This window comes from Streptomyces mobaraensis (assembly GCF_020099395.1).
Classification (GTDB): domain Bacteria; phylum Actinomycetota; class Actinomycetes; order Streptomycetales; family Streptomycetaceae; genus Streptomyces.
Map to the genome: position 1 here is coordinate 14,961 of NZ_CP083591.1, position 14,174 is coordinate 29,134.

The 14,174-nt window shown below is 72.4% G+C and carries 21 protein-coding genes; 15 read left to right on the plus strand and 6 right to left on the minus strand.

Annotated features, from left to right (window positions below; all coding sequences use genetic code 11):
* The first annotated feature begins 43 nt into the window (after window positions 1-43).
* From K7I03_RS33595 to K7I03_RS33620, 6 genes are all read left to right on the plus strand, one after another.
* A complete protein-coding gene (locus K7I03_RS33595) occupies window positions 44-1,054 on the plus strand; it encodes a hypothetical protein (protein WP_185946211.1) in 1,011 nt (336 codons plus the stop codon).
* Window positions 1,055-1,071: 17 nt separating this feature from the next.
* Window positions 1,072-2,376 (plus strand): DnaB-like helicase N-terminal domain-containing protein, encoded by a 1,305-nt coding sequence (locus tag K7I03_RS33600; RefSeq protein ID WP_185946212.1) that lies wholly within the window; start codon window positions 1,072-1,074, stop codon window positions 2,374-2,376.
* A 307-nt stretch (window positions 2,377-2,683) separates the two neighbouring features.
* Entirely contained in the window at window positions 2,684-3,157 is a 474-nt protein-coding gene (locus tag K7I03_RS33605) for a hypothetical protein (RefSeq protein WP_185946213.1), read from the plus strand.
* A 198-nt stretch (window positions 3,158-3,355) separates the two neighbouring features.
* Window positions 3,356-3,568 (plus strand): hypothetical protein, encoded by a 213-nt coding sequence (locus K7I03_RS33610; protein ID WP_185946214.1) that lies wholly within the window; start codon window positions 3,356-3,358, stop codon window positions 3,566-3,568.
* A gap of 147 nt (window positions 3,569-3,715) precedes the next feature.
* Entirely contained in the window at window positions 3,716-4,231 is a 516-nt protein-coding gene (locus K7I03_RS33615) for a hypothetical protein (protein ID WP_185946215.1), read from the plus strand.
* A 426-nt stretch (window positions 4,232-4,657) separates the two neighbouring features.
* Entirely contained in the window at window positions 4,658-5,008 is a 351-nt protein-coding gene (locus K7I03_RS33620; protein ID WP_185946216.1) for a hypothetical protein, read from the plus strand.
* 100 nt (window positions 5,009-5,108) lie between these two features.
* Here K7I03_RS33620 and K7I03_RS33625 read toward each other — a convergent pair whose 3' ends face one another.
* Window positions 5,109-5,480, minus strand: a complete 372-nt coding sequence (locus K7I03_RS33625; protein ID WP_185946217.1) for a DUF6415 family natural product biosynthesis protein — start codon at window positions 5,478-5,480, stop codon at window positions 5,109-5,111.
* 251 nt (window positions 5,481-5,731) lie between these two features.
* Here K7I03_RS33625 and K7I03_RS33630 point away from each other — a divergent pair, with 251 nt between their 5' ends.
* Window positions 5,732-7,012, plus strand: coding sequence for a Tat pathway signal protein (locus tag K7I03_RS33630; RefSeq protein WP_185946218.1), 1,281 nt, complete (start codon window positions 5,732-5,734; stop codon window positions 7,010-7,012).
* Entirely contained in the window at window positions 7,009-7,575 is a 567-nt protein-coding gene (locus K7I03_RS33635; protein WP_185946219.1) for a GNAT family N-acetyltransferase, read from the plus strand. Before K7I03_RS33630 ends, K7I03_RS33635 begins: the two co-directional genes overlap by 4 nt.
* A 101-nt stretch (window positions 7,576-7,676) precedes the next feature.
* Here the strand turns inward: K7I03_RS33635 and K7I03_RS33640 are convergent, their stop codons facing one another.
* Genes K7I03_RS33640 through K7I03_RS33655 form a run of 4 tightly spaced genes read right to left on the minus strand, consistent with a single transcriptional unit; the run spans window position 7,677 to window position 8,793 of the window.
* Window positions 7,677-7,865, minus strand: a complete 189-nt coding sequence (locus K7I03_RS33640) for a hypothetical protein (protein WP_185946220.1) — start codon at window positions 7,863-7,865, stop codon at window positions 7,677-7,679.
* 20 nt (window positions 7,866-7,885) lie between these two features.
* Window positions 7,886-8,344 carry a protein kilB gene (locus K7I03_RS33645; RefSeq protein ID WP_185946221.1) on the minus strand — a complete coding sequence of 153 codons (459 nt, stop codon included), beginning with the start codon at window positions 8,342-8,344 and terminating at the stop codon, window positions 7,886-7,888.
* Between the two features lie 21 nt (window positions 8,345-8,365).
* A complete protein-coding gene (locus K7I03_RS33650; RefSeq protein WP_185946222.1) occupies window positions 8,366-8,614 on the minus strand; it encodes a hypothetical protein in 249 nt (82 codons plus the stop codon).
* Window positions 8,611-8,793: a hypothetical protein gene (locus tag K7I03_RS33655; RefSeq protein WP_185946223.1), complete on the minus strand. Its 183-nt coding sequence runs from the start codon at window positions 8,791-8,793 to the stop codon at window positions 8,611-8,613. Before K7I03_RS33655 ends, K7I03_RS33650 begins: the two co-directional genes overlap by 4 nt.
* Before the next feature lie 262 nt (window positions 8,794-9,055).
* On the opposite strand from K7I03_RS33655, the gene K7I03_RS33660 reads away from it, so the two are divergent.
* Window positions 9,056-9,499 carry a hypothetical protein gene (locus tag K7I03_RS33660; protein ID WP_185946224.1) on the plus strand — a complete coding sequence of 148 codons (444 nt, stop codon included), beginning with the start codon at window positions 9,056-9,058 and terminating at the stop codon, window positions 9,497-9,499.
* Between the two features lie 64 nt (window positions 9,500-9,563).
* Window positions 9,564-10,034 carry a DUF6233 domain-containing protein gene (locus K7I03_RS33665; RefSeq protein ID WP_185946225.1) on the plus strand — a complete coding sequence of 157 codons (471 nt, stop codon included), beginning with the start codon at window positions 9,564-9,566 and terminating at the stop codon, window positions 10,032-10,034.
* Window positions 10,035-10,285: 251 nt separating this feature from the next.
* On the opposite strand, the gene K7I03_RS33670 is transcribed toward K7I03_RS33665, so the two are convergent.
* Entirely contained in the window at window positions 10,286-10,423 is a 138-nt protein-coding gene (locus K7I03_RS33670; protein ID WP_185946226.1) for a hypothetical protein, read from the minus strand.
* A gap of 269 nt (window positions 10,424-10,692) precedes the next feature.
* On the opposite strand from K7I03_RS33670, the gene K7I03_RS33675 reads away from it, so the two are divergent.
* The 5 genes from K7I03_RS33675 (at window position 10,693) to K7I03_RS33695 (ending at window position 13,976) form a co-directional block, all read left to right on the plus strand.
* Window positions 10,693-11,019 carry a hypothetical protein gene (locus tag K7I03_RS33675; RefSeq protein WP_185946227.1) on the plus strand — a complete coding sequence of 109 codons (327 nt, stop codon included), beginning with the start codon at window positions 10,693-10,695 and terminating at the stop codon, window positions 11,017-11,019.
* 73 nt (window positions 11,020-11,092) lie between these two features.
* On the plus strand, window positions 11,093-11,344 hold the full coding sequence (locus K7I03_RS33680; RefSeq protein ID WP_185946228.1) for a hypothetical protein: 252 nt from the start codon (window positions 11,093-11,095) through the stop codon (window positions 11,342-11,344).
* Between the two features lie 40 nt (window positions 11,345-11,384).
* On the plus strand, window positions 11,385-11,711 hold the full coding sequence (locus tag K7I03_RS33685) for a hypothetical protein (protein WP_185946229.1): 327 nt from the start codon (window positions 11,385-11,387) through the stop codon (window positions 11,709-11,711).
* Window positions 11,712-11,906: 195 nt separating this feature from the next.
* Window positions 11,907-13,394: a helix-turn-helix domain-containing protein gene (locus K7I03_RS33690; protein ID WP_185946230.1), complete on the plus strand. Its 1,488-nt coding sequence runs from the start codon at window positions 11,907-11,909 to the stop codon at window positions 13,392-13,394.
* The gene (locus tag K7I03_RS33695; protein ID WP_185946231.1) at window positions 13,395-13,976 is read left to right on the plus strand and encodes a hypothetical protein; all 582 of its coding nucleotides are present in this window, start codon (window positions 13,395-13,397) and stop codon (window positions 13,974-13,976) included.
* The last annotated feature ends 198 nt before the right edge of the window (window positions 13,977-14,174 follow it).

The window sequence follows — 14,174 nt, forward strand, 5'->3', positions numbered from 1 at the left end:
GCGCCTCGACCTTCCGCGTCGTGATGACACGGAGGGCCGTTCGGTGAGCGAGTTCGCTGGCGCGCTGTTCGGCCGTGCCCAGGAGCCGGCCGACGAAGTCGTGATGCCCCGCGCGGTGGTGGAGTCCCAGGGTCTGCAACCGGAAGATCTCGGCGCACTGATGTTCCTGCTGTTGCGCGACCCGGGGGAGACGGCGACCGGCAAGGCGGTTTCAGCCGATATGCGCGCGCTCGGCTGGAAGATGAGTGTTGACCGGTTCGAGGTGGTCTCAAAGCGTCTGATGGCAGCCGGACACCTGCGCCGGGAGTCGGTCTACGACCCCAAGACGCGACGCCCGCAGTGGCACTACTGGGCCTACCGGAACCCGGCAAACAACCCAGAGTATGTAAATAAGGGCACGTCTGCGTTTCCGCAGGTCAGAGCCGAAATCGGGGAAAACCCCGTTCCGGCGGGAGAGGCCGCGAGGGAAATCGGGGAAAACCCTGTTTCGCCTGGTCAGAGCCGGAATCGGGTTTTTCCCGGCTCCGGAGCGGAATCGGGGAAAACCCGATTTCCCTCGGACGACGTTTCCGCAGGTCAGAGCCGGAATCGGGAAAAACCCGACTTCCCTTCGCCCCCCCCCACCCCCCCCCGGGAGGAGGAAACCTCCTCCCCCCTACCCCCCACGGACCCCTCGGGGGCGTCCGCGTCACCGAGGGGGGAGGAGGAGGCGGCGGTTCCCCGGTTCCCGGAGGAGCGGCTGGCACAGGCGCGGGTGTGGCTGGGCCGGTTGCCCTACCCGTGGACGGTCGGCCGTCAGGCGGCCTACCGGCTGGCGCCGCTGCTGCTGGAGGCGGCCGACGACCAGGGCTGGGCGCTGGACGGCGACCTGGCCGCAGAGCTCACGAAGAACCCTGACGGGGTGCACAACCACGTCCGCACGCTGGAGAAGGTGCGGATCCCGAACCTGATCCGCCGGGAGATGGCCCGCCGCTGTGGTGAAGACCGCAAGCCGTCGCGGGCGGAGATTGACGCGGCGATCCGGGAGCGACTGCGGAGGGCGACGGGGCTGTGAGCGATGACCTGACGCGAATGCCGCCGCAGAACACCGAGGCCGAACAGGCCGTCCTGGGGGCCATGCTGCTCTCGCGTGACGCGATCGTGGACGTGATCGAAGTCGTGACCGGCTCGGATTTCTACCGGCCGGCGCACGAAGCGATCTTCGACACGGTGTGCTCCATGGCGGTCCGGGGGGAGCCCTGCGACCCGATCACGGTGACGGCCGAGCTGAAAAAGCGCGGCGACCTGGAGCGTGTGGGCGGCCCGGCGTACTTGCATGAGTTGGTCCAGGCGGTGCCGACGGCGGCGCACGCCGAGCAGTACGCCCGGAACGTTCGCGACTTGGCGCTGCTGCGCGGGGTGATCGCCGCCGGGACGCGGGCGGTCGCCGCCGGCTACGCCGCCGACGGCGTCCCCCAGGAGATCGCGGAGCGGGCGGTGGAGGACATGCGCGCCGCCCGGGACCGGGGCTTGGCGGTCACGGACGCGCCGCCGGTGGACCTGGTGGATTTCCTGGCGCAGGCGGACGACGAACCGGAGTGGGTGATCCCCGGGGTGCTGGCGCGATGGGACCGGCTGATGATCACGGCCGGGGAGGGCGGCGGCAAGTCGCTGCTGATCCGTCAGATCGCGATGCGGGCCGCGGCCGGTCTGCACCCGTGGAAGCGCGCCCGCATCCGGCCGGTGCGCGTGCTCCTGGTCGACGTCGAGAACTCCGCGGCGCAGGCCCGGCCGTGGCTGCGCAAGATGGCGCAGGCCGCGGCGGAGGAGGGCGCGCCCATCGGCTCCGGCCAGGTCGCGGTGGAGATCCCGGACCGCAGCGTGGACCTGACGAACCCGGCCGATCGGTCCTGGCTGGCGCGCCGGGTGGAGCGGGTGCGCCCGGACCTGATCACCATCGGCCCGCTGTACAAACTCGCTCTCGGTAACCCGAACGAGGAGGAAACGGCCAGGGCGGTCATGTCGGCGCTGGAGATGCTGCGGACCGCCTCCGGCGGCGCCGCGATGCTCATTGAGGCGCACTCCCCGCACGCCGCCCCCGGCGTCAAGCGCCGTGACCTGCGCCCGATCGGGAGTTCGCTGTGGCTGCGGTGGCCGGAGTTCGGGTTCGGCCTCTCGCCGGCCGCCGATGTCGGCGCGGAGGAGCAGCGGCTGATGGACTGGCTGCCCTGGCGCGGTGCGCGCTCCGAGCGGACGTGGCCGGAGCAGCTCTGCCAGGGCGTGACCTGGCCCTGGCAGGCGGTCCAGTACGCGGGCAACGGCCCCATCCCGGGCGCCGCCGCGACCATCCCCGCGCAACCCGAACATGACGAGTGGCTGGCCGAATCGCTCTCGTAGCCCCGAGAAGAGCCCTGGGCGGCCCCGTGATCGCCTGACAGGTGATCACGGGGCCCCGTGGCCGCCCTGGGGCTGAGAGGCGCTCAGGAGGCCGTGTGCAGCTTTTAGGTTCGGCGGGTGGGGCGGTCGTCCGAGGGGGGACTTGAACCCCCGCCTCGGAGGCCGGTGCCGTGTCCCGCAGCCGGACGGGCGTGGAGGCCGGCTGCGGGCGCGGTTCATCGTCACGGCCCGACCGGTGAGCCGGCCGGGCCGACACGCGCGGTACGGGCGCGCCGGGCGCCGAGGGCGGAGGGGCGTGTACGGCCTGATGGTGGAGCTGGCGGCGGTGCAGCGGCTGGGCGTGCTGGCGGCGGAAGCCCCCGAGCGCCGGCGGGAGTTCCTGGTGCGGCGCGCCGCGGCGGCGGACCGGTACGTCGACGCCGACGTCCCGGACGTCGCCGACTGGGAGGCCGACGTGGTACTCGACGCCGTCCACTACGCCCGCGCGCTGCTGGAGTACGACCTGGCGCACGGCGCCGGCCTCGGCCCGGTCGCGGCCGGCGCGGTGTGCTGGCGGAGTGATCCGCGTGGCTATGTCCGCCAGGAGCACCGGGCGTGGCTCCAGGCCGGATGTGAAAGGCCGTCGGGCCGCATGAAAGGCCGTCGGGCCGCAGAGGAATTCTTCCCGGAGAAAGGTAGCCAGGGAAAAGAAGTCGGCGAGTCTCGGCGGCTCTGCAGACGATGTCACCGCAGGTCAGAGGTGGCCCGGCTTGGCCGGAGTGCGGTGGTCGACACAACCTGAAAAAACACCTGACGGACCACCTGACGCGCAACCTGAAAAACAACCTGAAAAGCGACTTGAAAAACAACCCCCGCCCCGGCGGATGGTCGGGGCCGGATCCGCCCTCCGTGCACGCTGAGTACAAATGCGGATGCCCGCTGTCAGTGCCGGGCCGTACTCTCGGCCGTCTCTGCGACACGTGATCGGTGGGGAGGCCAGATGGACGACAAGGACGACCGGGGCACCCGCGCACTCTCGATACAGGTGGGGCTGTTGCTGGCCGCCGGCGGCCCCCTGATCCTTGCCGCGGCCGTCGGGCCGTTGGTCGCGTTCGGGGTGGTGGCCGCGCCGGTCCTCGGCTGCGCCGCCGGGCCGGTGGTGGCCCGGTGGCTGGCCGTGCGGCGTTTGCGGCGGTGGCTGCGCCGGCTGTAGGGGCGGCACCGGCCGGCCCGGGCGTCGCGGTCCCGTGATTTCCGGTCGAGGGCATCGCTTGCCTGCGGCCGGAGGCGGCCGGGAACCTGGGAGTAGACGGTCGGGTCGAACCGCGCGGGTGCGGTTCCCGGCCGGGTGGAGAAGGGGGTGAGCATGATGGCGCGGCACTACTGCCGAGGCCCGGGGTGTACGCGGCTGCTGCCCGAGGCCGGCCCCGCTGGCGGGCGGCCTCGGCTGTACTGCTCCGACCGGTGCCGTTCCCGCGACCGCCGGCTGCGTGAGCGTATCGACCGCGGTCTCGACCGGCGGGAGGCGCGGCTGGAGGAGACGGCCGAGGACCGGCACCGGCTGACCGCGGCGGCCTACGTGGTCGCCCGGGAGGCCCGGCACCTGGCTGCGGTCCTGGACGCCGAGGCCGACCAACCGGACTGGCGTCAGCCGGCGTGGTGGAACCGTCCGGAACCAGACCTCGGCCGGCCCGGCGCCCCCTACACCCGCGCCGCCTTGACTCTCTTGGAGGCCGCGCAGCAAGCTGTCGCCGCCGCGGTGGCCGCCGACCGTGCGGCCGGTGACGGCTGGGCCGAGATCGGTGGGGCCCTGGGCGTCAGCGCGGACACCGCCGCCCGCCGCTACTCGCGTCCCATCCCGCCGGCCGCGACGTGAGCCTTGCCGCGGACGCCGTGGCGCGTCAGAGGTGAAAAGTTAGTCTGTCAAGCCCCGCGAAACTCTTGACTACCGTTTCGAGAACGCCAAACTGGCGGTGCGGCGCCCACAGTGGCACCGCCCCCTCCGATCTTTCATCAGGCCCCCGGTGAGCTCATGGCCGGGGGCCTAGGCGTGCGTTCCCTCAGCCGGGGCTACCGGAAGCCCCTCGGAGCGGCCGGCCGACGGTGCCGCTTCGATGCGTCAAGCTCTCGCGAATCTCTTGAATCCCGCCCCAGGAAGGCCAATTGGCGGGGGTCGGGCGCATTTTCGCGACCGCTTGCCGGGCTAGGGGGGCCGTGGGCGAGGGTGTCGCCGTCCTCCCCGACCGGGGCCGGGCCAACTACCGCGCCGTCAGCCGGCGCTGACCGATAGGAGATCCGCATCATGAGCACGCTCGTTCCGCAGCCGGCCCCGTCCCCGGCACCGGTTCCCCAGCCTGCGGGAGACGGCGGCCCGGCCGGAGCGCCGCAGCCGATACCCCCCGCCCCGGCTCCGGCGGTTCCCGACCCGGGGGATACGGCCGCGCTGCGCCGTCAGATCGGCCGGCTGCACCGGGCGGTGGTGGGCGTCGCCGTCGCCCTGGCTGCGCTGCTCGCGGTGGCGCTGCTGTACCTCCTGTTGTGCCACCCGCGGCTGGTCGGCCCGCTCGGGGCATGGGGCAGCCTCATCGGCGGCCTCGGCGGCGTGGTGGTCGCCGCCGTGGCGGTCATGGCCGGCCGCCGCACGCAGGACTGACGACTCCCGTGTACGCGAAAGCCCCGCTAGCGGCGGGTTGTGACGTCCCGTCACCGCTAGCGGGGCTTGTCCAGGGGAAATACCGCGATGTCAGCTACGGTCAGTGTTCGTCGAGGCAGTCGGCGAGGTGGCGGGCGGTGCGGGCGAGTACCTGCATGTAGGCCACGGCCGTCCAGGGCTGCGGGCCGGGCGACGCGTCCAAGTCGCTGTCGACGCGGGTGAGGATGCAGTTCCAGCGGTGCCACGCCACGGTGGTCCGCTCCAGGGCGTCGCGGAGCTCCTGGGCGTCGGAGCGCATTTCCTCCAGGTGTCCGCGCAGCGCGGCCGTCAGGTCGCGTACCTCGCGCATCGGCGGGAGGGCAGTCCGCTCTTGGAGGGCGCGGCGGACGGTCGCCCGGATCGTGGTCAGGTCCAGGGGCGGGGTGTCGCCGGTGAGCATGGGGTCGACCTCGGCGGGGCGGGGGTGGGTCACGGGTCCTCCCGGGACGGCGAGCGGGAACGATGGCGCGGCCGGGCCCCGACGGGGGCGGGGTCCGGCCGCGCCGGCACCACCAGGGAGGGCGGGTTAGGTCCGCCGGAGCCCCGGGTGGTGCCGACTCCCAGATAACGGCCGCTACCGGTGAGGTGGAAGGGCGGAAAGCCGGGTTCGTGCGTGCAGGGCACCGGGCGAATTGACCTCGGCTTTACCTGATGAGGGGTGAGGCCCGGTTCTACGGTGAGGAGATGAAGATGCCCAACCGCCTGTTGGCGGACTGGCTGTCCAAGACGGGTATGTCGCAGGTGGAGTTGGCCGACGCGGTCAACGACCGGATGCAGGCGACGGGCGCGCGCGGGGGCGTGACGGACCGGACGGTGCGCAGGTGGTTAGCGGGAGAGGTTCGCAGTCCGCAGGCGCGGCAGGCGCGGGCCCTGGCCGAGGTCGCCGGCCGTCCGGTGGCGGCCCTCGGGTTCGTGCCGCGCCGGCGCCGGGTGCAGGAGGAGGTGGACTCCATGAAGCGCAGGACGTTCGTAGTCACGACAGGCGTGGTGACGGCCGTCGCCGGGGTCGGCCCGGCCGCGGCCGGCGGCGCTCCGGCCGCCCCCGCCCGGCGGGGGCCTCGGCCGCGAGCGGGGATGGGGGACGTCGATCGGCTGAGCGGCCGGCTGGCGGACGTGGTGGCGGCGGACGACCGTTACGGCGGCACCGACCGCCTGGAGGCCCGCGCCGTGGCCCTGGCCCAGCAGGCCCTGGCCCTCCAGGAGCACGCCACCGTCTCCGCCCGCGTGCGCGGCCGGCTCTTCGCCTTGGCCGCCTCTTTCACCTCCTCGGCGCTGTGGGCGGCCACGGACGGCGGCCGGTTGGAGGCCGCGCAGCGCCACCGCGACCGCGCGGTGATGCTCGCCGGTCTCTCCGGCGACGGCGCCGAGGTCTTCCGGGCGTGGGGGCACGCCGCCGCCCTGGCCCGCTACTTGGGGCGCCCCGGGGACGCCCTGGCGGCGGACGACGCCGCCCGCGCGGTGCCGCTCGTCCGCCGCGATCCGCTGTTCGCCTCGCTCGTCCACGCCCGCACCGCCGTCCATCACGCCGACACCGGCGCCGCCACCGCCGCGCTGCGCAGCCTCGGTCACGCCGAGGACGCCTTGGACCGCGCGCAGTCGGCGCCGCGGCCGCCGTGGATCGCCTTCTACGACGCCGCCGAACTCCAGCTCCTGGCCGCCACTGCGCACGGCGCGCTGGGCCGGTGGGCGGACGCCGAGGCCCACGCCCGCGCCGCCTTGGCCCAACTCCGCCCCCACCTGCTGCGCAACGCCGCGCTGACCCGCGCTCACCTGGCCCGCGCCCAGCTCGAACAGGGCGCCCTCGAAGAGGCGGTGGCGACGGCGGGCGCGGTGCCGCCGGCGGCCCGCCACGGCCGCACCGGCCGACTTCTGGAGACGTTCTCCGCCCGGCTGGAGTCCCTGGCCCCGGGCACGCCCGAGGCCCGCACCTGGGCCGCCCACACCCGACAGAAGGGCCGCGCATGAGCGTGGAGATAAAGAGCTATACCGACGTGAAGGCCGTCCGGATGACGCTGTTGGAGGTGTTCGCCGACGTCTACGCGGCCGAGGCCGACGCGTTCCACTCCGTCGACCGCTTCGCCGAGCGACTCGACGCGCACGCTTCCCGGCCCGGCTGGGAGGCCGTCGTGGCCTATCAGGAGGAACCGAACGGGGAGCCGCCCCGAGCCGTGGGGTTCGCCTACGGTGTCCCGCTGGCCCCCGGCGGCCGGTGGTGGAGCCACATGATCACCCCGCTCCCCGACGGCTACGACCGGGAGGACGGGAAGAGGACCCTGGCCTTCAACGAGCTCATGATCCGTCGGCCATGGCGGGGCACCGGTCTGTCCACCCGCCTCCACGACGCGCTGCTCTCGGGGCGGACGGAGGAGCGGGTGACACTGCTGGTGGACCCTAAGCACCCGGGGGTGGTGAAGCTGTACCGCTCCTGGGGATACGAGGAAGTGGGATCGCAACGCCCGTTCCCCGACAGCCCCGTCTTCCTCTGCATGACCCGCCCGCTGCGCCTGGACGGCGCGGCCGGCGCCTGAGGCGCGCCGCCCCGGGCATGGGTGAGGGCCCGCACCCTGCGGTGCGGGCCCTCACCCATGCAGAAGGCGGGCGCGGCGCCGACTGGTCCGCCTTCGGCGGTCTACGGGGCGCTGCGGCGGACGCGCGACTTCGTGACCGCGCCGCCGGGTTCCTGGGCGAGTGCGGCGGCCTCGGCACCGTTCAGGAGCTCCTCGGTGGAGACGCCGTCAGGGCCGATCCCGTCGCCGCGGTAGGTGATCGCGCGGCCGTCGGCGGTCTGCACGGTGACCTCGGCTTCGTAGCGCTGCATGAGTCCTCCTGGCGGTCGGGTCACAGGGTGGCGAGCGTCTGGCCGGCGGCGGTGACGAGGCGGTCGGCGGCGGCGAGTGCCGCGTCGCGGCACTCGGCGAGTGCGTGGGCGTCGGGCGCGTCGCGCAGGGCGTAGGTGGCGGTGGCCGCGTCCTGGGCGGCGGCGGCCAGGGTCGGGGCCAGGACGGTGAGCCGGACCAGGGGCGCGGTGACGGCGGACCGGGTGGTGTGCGAGGCGGCGCGGGCGGCGGCGGCAACGTCGTCCGCCGCGCCCTGGAGCCGGGCCTCCTCGCGGACCCACATGGCGCGGCGGTGGTCGGCCAGCGCGGCGGCGAGGTCGGCGACGGCGTCAAGAACGGCGTGCCGGCGGGCGTCGGCCCGGTCGGCGGTGCGGGCGGCGGTGGCGGCGCGGTGCTGGAGAAGGCCGGTGACGGCGGATCCGAGGAGGGTGCCGGCGATGGCCAGGACGGTGGTCCACATAGCGGCTCCTGGGCAGTGAGGTCAGAGTTCGTTGCGTTCCAGGGAGAAGAAGACCGTGTTCGCGCGCTGTAGGAGCGGGTCGGCCCTTTCGGCCTCGGCGCGCACCAACTGGTAGACGTCATAGCGGGTGGCGCCGGGTGGGGGCGTGAGGGTGCCGGACAGGGTGTAGGAGGCGCCGGCGGACCGGGCCGAGATCGGCGTCTCCAACGTGATCACGAAGTGGTGACTGCCCTGGGGCGGCTGACCGTCCGACGGCTGGTGGTGCGTCACCGGATCTCCCAGGCGTCGCCGATCTTGCGCAGGGTGCCGATGCCGGGGATGGTGAGCTGACCCGTGGTCGGGCCGAGGCCGAGCGTGTCGATCTCGGAGAGGAGCGCGACGACCTGGGCGGCCCGGTCGCGCGCCTGCCGCTCGCGGTCGGCGTACTCGGCGGGGGAACCGGTGAACACGGTCTCTCCTCTCGTTGGCGGGCGGTGCCCGCGGTCTGCGGTGCCTCGTACAGCATGTGTCGACTGACTCGACATGTCGAGTCAGTCGACATTAGTTGTCCGGAAGTCGTATCCGGCCGAACCGGAGACCCCCTCCCGCCGGGTCCGTCGCGCCCGGTGAGCGGGCGCGACGGCCGGCGTCCGGCGAAGGCGCAGGCGTCCTTTCCGGTCAGGGAACGTCGATTCACTCGACATGTCGAATGAGTCGACACACCATGAGGTCATGGACAACGACGACAGCACCGACCACGGCCGCACCCTGGCCCTGCGGGCCCTGGCCGAGTGGCCGGGCCGCCGCGACCGTCTCCCCACCGAGCGCGCCGACCTGGTGGTGACCGCGTGGCGGGCCGGCGCCCGGACCGTTGCCGAGCTGGCGCGCGTCGCGGACGTCTCCCGTGACGTGATCTACAGCGACCTGCGCACGGCCGGTATCGACCCCAGCGACCCCCAGGCCAGGAAGCAGCCCATCACGCCCACGCCCCAACAGGCAGAGGCCGGCCACCGGCCGCCTGCGGGCATGACGCAGGACCAGGCCGCCGAAATCATCGAAGCCGCCGCCGAGGCATACATCGACGACCTGGACGACCCCGCCCACATCGACACCAACGACCTGGCCTGGTCCATCGTCAACGCACTGCGGCGCGCCGGGCTCGGCCTGGATCAGTAGCCGGCGAGGCGGTCCGCCTACCGCACACCGGGGCTGACCTGCGGTGACGGTTACGCTGGCGGAGATGGACGAGGAGATGGAGCAGGGCCGGCGCCCGATGGCGCTGGTGTTCCTGCCCGACGGGCAGACGGTGGAGGCCGCCGTCCTCCGCCGGCGGCGGGACCGCGCCGGGCGCTGGTGGTACGACTGCCTCCTCGAAGTGCCCGACCGCATTGACCTTCCCCACGGCCCGCGGCCCCACGTCCAGGCGATCGAGTTCTCCGCGCTCTACCCCGACTACGTCGCCCCGCTGTCCGGGGAGGACTACAGCCTTCTCGATCCGCCCCCGCCGGCCGAGCGGAAGCGGTGGCGGATCGAACGACCGGCAGGCAGCGGCCCGGACTACGTGGTGCACCGGGCGGACTGCGCCTCCGCCGCCCACGCGCCCGCGCTCGCCACCGACCGGGAGGTCTTCCAACTCCTGGCCGGGCCGGACGAGACGGTCACGTGCGCGATCTGCCGGCCGGAGGCCGTGCTGCGCGGCTACGGGTCCTGACCTCCCGCGCCCGGCCGCGGCGTTGGGCACGGAGCCATCTCGGGGGTGAACCTGCCCAATTTGATGTGGCTGCGGGGGAGTGGCTCCCCTGCCGACACATCAATTAGGTTGGAGTGTGACACCGGCGGGGCAGCCGGAGTCACGGGTCCGTCGGTCGGCGGACGCGACAGAGCCCACCACCGGGGGCACGGTGGCGGACTCCTGGAAGAACCACCTGCTGTGGGTCCCTCGCTAATTTGCCTGGCGAGGGGCTACAGCGTGTGCCTCACCTCCAGCCACCACCGGAGGACCGCGACGGCGGCGGCGCCCATGGGGGGAGCCACCCAGCGGTAGATCCGGTAGAGCCGGGCCCGCAGATGAGGCCAGTTCTTCTTCTTGCGATGGCGCACGTGCGCGCCTTTCTCCCGGGGTGGGCATCGCCCACCGGCCATCCCTCTCGACGGAGGGCTGACCATGGGCGCGGCCACCCGGTGGCCCCCGGGGTGGCCGCGCCCCAAACAGCCCCCCGTACGGGGTGGCTGACCAGAGCGGGCTCCCCGGAGAGACCGGCACGTCACGTCGCCATCACGCGGGAGCATAGCCGTGACCCGCATCACTCGGTGACGGAACGGCGTCAGCCAGCCGCGACCGGGGGCGATCCACCTTCGTTGGGCCGGACATGATGCCCTCCTCCCTCCTCACCGGCGCCCACACGCTGACGCTCCCCGCGGTCTCGGCCGGCGGCCGACGCCGCGTCACCCACGTCACCCCACGGCTTCTTGGTGCACTCGCCCCTCACGTACGGGCCGGCTGCCCAGCCGAGCACAACGCGGCCCTGGCCTCCCTGCTGGCCCTGGTGACGGACGTCGACGCCGAGGATCAGGGCGGCGCGGCGATCGACTGCGCGACCGTGCCGGCGCTCGGCGAGCGGATCCGGCTCCATCCGCTCGCCGGCGGCGGCCTGCTCGCCGCCTTCGCGGACGAGAGTGCACTCGCCCCGACCTGAGTGCCTGCCGGCGGACCCTCGGCGCACGGGACCAGCGGTACGTGGCGCCCGACGGGTGCGAAAGGATGGAGGGATGACCACGCCCACGCCGAACCGCGCCCTGGGACAGGGAGTCGCCTCCCTCATCCCTGCGCCCGCCGAACCCTTGTCGGCCGCAGCCCGAGCCCGCGCCGCCCTGGCCGCCGTCCAGACCGCGAGCATCCCGATCGTCGTCCTGGACGGCGTGGCCGCGCTCCTGGAGGAGCTGGAGCACAGCACGGAGGACGAGGAGATCCGCGACGCCGCCCGAGACGCCACGGCCTACCTTCGCCGTGCGGCATCCTGACACCCCGCGAAGCCAGGCGCGTTCGGTCTAGGCTCCGGCCATGCCGATTTGTGGAGTGGCCGACCCCAAGCGGGCGGCGCTGTGTGAGCGTGTCTCGATGCACGACGGCGACCACCAGGCCGATGGCCGGTACTGGCCGCGCACCGAGTGCTGGGCCCCTACGCCTCCCGGCCTCGCGCTCAGGTGTGTACAGGTCCTGGGACACGACGGCTCGCACGTCGGTACCGCCTGGCGTTCCACCGGGCCCGACACGGAGCCGGAGGCGGTGCGGATCGAGTGGGGCGCCCACGGCGTCACCTGGCTGTCCGGCGAGCCGCTTCCCCGGCCGGCCTGGACTCCGAATCCCCTTGCGTCGACCGGCCCCTAGGCGGTCACCTGCGCAGACCACCCGGTCCGCCTCCACCGCACCCTGGAGAGCCCTGGGCCGGTAGCCGGTTGATCACGATGGCCAGAGGGCCCGTATTCGTATCACGGGTACGGGCCCTCTGGCGTATCCAGAATTCAAAAGGCTTTTTCAGCAAACTTCATGCGGAAATAGCATGTTAGTTGGTAGGGTTGGGCCATGACGACCTTGAGCACGGAAGCGCTGCTGCGCCTCACGGTCGCGGCCCTGATGGCCCACACCGGAGAACGCCAGATCGACCTGGCCGCCGGCGTCGGCCTCTCCCAGACCCAGGTCAGCCGCAAACAGAAGGGGCTGATGCACTGGTCCCTGGACGACGTCGACCGACTGGCCGCGCACTACGGCATGCCGGTCCTCGACCTCCTGGCCGGCCCGACCCACGCCGCCGCCACCCTCCCCCAGGACCGCACGACGGGAGCCGGCCGCGCCGGCGTGCAGACCTCCCTGCCCCTCCCCCAACCTCCTACTGCGGCCCCGGCCCCGGCGGCGCCGGCCCAACCCGAGCGACCGCCCGAGGCGACTGGCGCGCCGCCCGCCTCCGCAGCCACCGAGACACCCACTCCCAACCCGGACACCACCGTCCCGCCAGCCGCGGACACCACCCACAACACGCCGCAGCACCCCACCGACGAACGCCCCGCAGCCAGCGCCGGAACCCGCGCCGCCCGCCGCCCGGCCAGCCCGGCTGCCGGACGGGACGAGCTGGTCGACGCGATCGCACAATCGGCGGCGGACGCACTGATCGCAGCGGAGGGGGACGCCGAAGCGGCCCAGGCCGCCCTGATCAAGCGTGCGATCCCCGACGTCATGGACCTGTTCCGCCGGTCCCGTATCGGTGGCCGATACGAGCACTCGGAGTTCCCGCCCACCGCCGACATCCTCAAGAAGCGGTCCCAGAAGGGCGCGGACGACATCTGGGAAGGCCGGCCGAAGTGGCGCAACACCGCGTGGCTCAAGGCGGCCCGGGTCGCCACGGAGCCCGTCACGGTGCACGTCCTGGACGTCAACGCCGCCTACCTCAGCGCCATGACCACCCACCTGCCGATCGGTCAGCTCCAGCACGACACATCCGGCGTCCACAACACCAAGCGCGCCGGCGTCCACCGGATCGAACCGCCGGCGTGGGACCGCGCCGACCTCCCCAGCCCCCTCGGCGCCCGCCAGGAGCCCGGCCCGCTGTGGGTCACGGAACCGACGCTCCGTCTGCTGCTGCGCTGCGCACGGGAAGAGCTGTGCGACGCCCCGGTCATCCTGGAGTCCTGGACCTCCGGCAGCACCGAGGCACTTTTGAAGAAATTCCGGGAAGGGCTCCGAGACGCTCGTAAAGAGGCCATCGACAATAAAGACGAACTGACCCTAGAATACGTGAAATCCATGTATTCTAAGTTCGTGTCCACCATCGGCGAGTCCACCATGAACCGGGAAATCCGCCGCCCCGACTGGATGCACATCATCCGCTCTCAGGCATTCGCCAACCTGTGGCTGAAAGCCCGTAAGGCGCGCGCGGCCGGACTCACCATTGTGGAAATGTCTGGAACCGACGAACTCCAAGTCGTCGGCGACTGGCGGACGGTGTTCCCCGAAGGCCGGGGGCTTGCGGAAATGAAGGAAAAGAAGGACAAAACCTACATCCTCGGGGGGCAGTAAATGGCCGGTCGATGGAACCAGTTCGGTTTCTACGGCGCCCAGGGCCTGGCCGGGAAAGACGCCCTGTCACAGCAGCTCCAGGAGCTGGTGCGCGCCGGCGGCATCAAGAGCCCCGTGGACAGCCCGCGCGGCCTGGCCGCCCGCCTGCGCTACCTCGACAGCCCCCGCGGCCGAGAGGCCCTACGAGAGGCCGGCATCAAGGCCCGCCCCAGCGTCGTCAAGGCGTGGCGAGAAGGTAATCGCCAACCCCGCGCCGCCACCCTCGACCGCATCCAGCACGCCTACCTCGAACACCGCGCCGCCAACCTTGTCCGCAGCGGCGCACTCGCACGCCACCTCGACAACAACGGCCGGGGAACCCGAGTTGAGATTTACCCGGTCGACCAGCGACACGTGCGAGAGGGGCGAAAGCGCGACATCCCCCAGCGCAGCATCACCGTTCGCTATGTCTGGGAAGACATGGTGAATGCCTGGGCGGCCGGAGATGAGGGGACGCTGGATGAAATCTGGGACGACATCATCTGTGATCTGGATTCCGAGTACGACGCCTACACCTACGTAAGCGCCGTGGGATTCGCGTAACCCCGCCCGTAGCGCCGGTCACGTCCGCCTTTCTGGGCGGGGGTGACCGGCGCTTCCGTATGCGTTTTTTGCTATCTGGTTTGGGTTCCTTGTTGGGGTGTTGGTATTCGGTTTTTGCATTTGGGGTGGGGATTGGCTCGGTGGGGGTTGGGCGGGGGTTTTGGTGTGCTGATGGTGTGTCAGGTTGGGGGTGGGGTG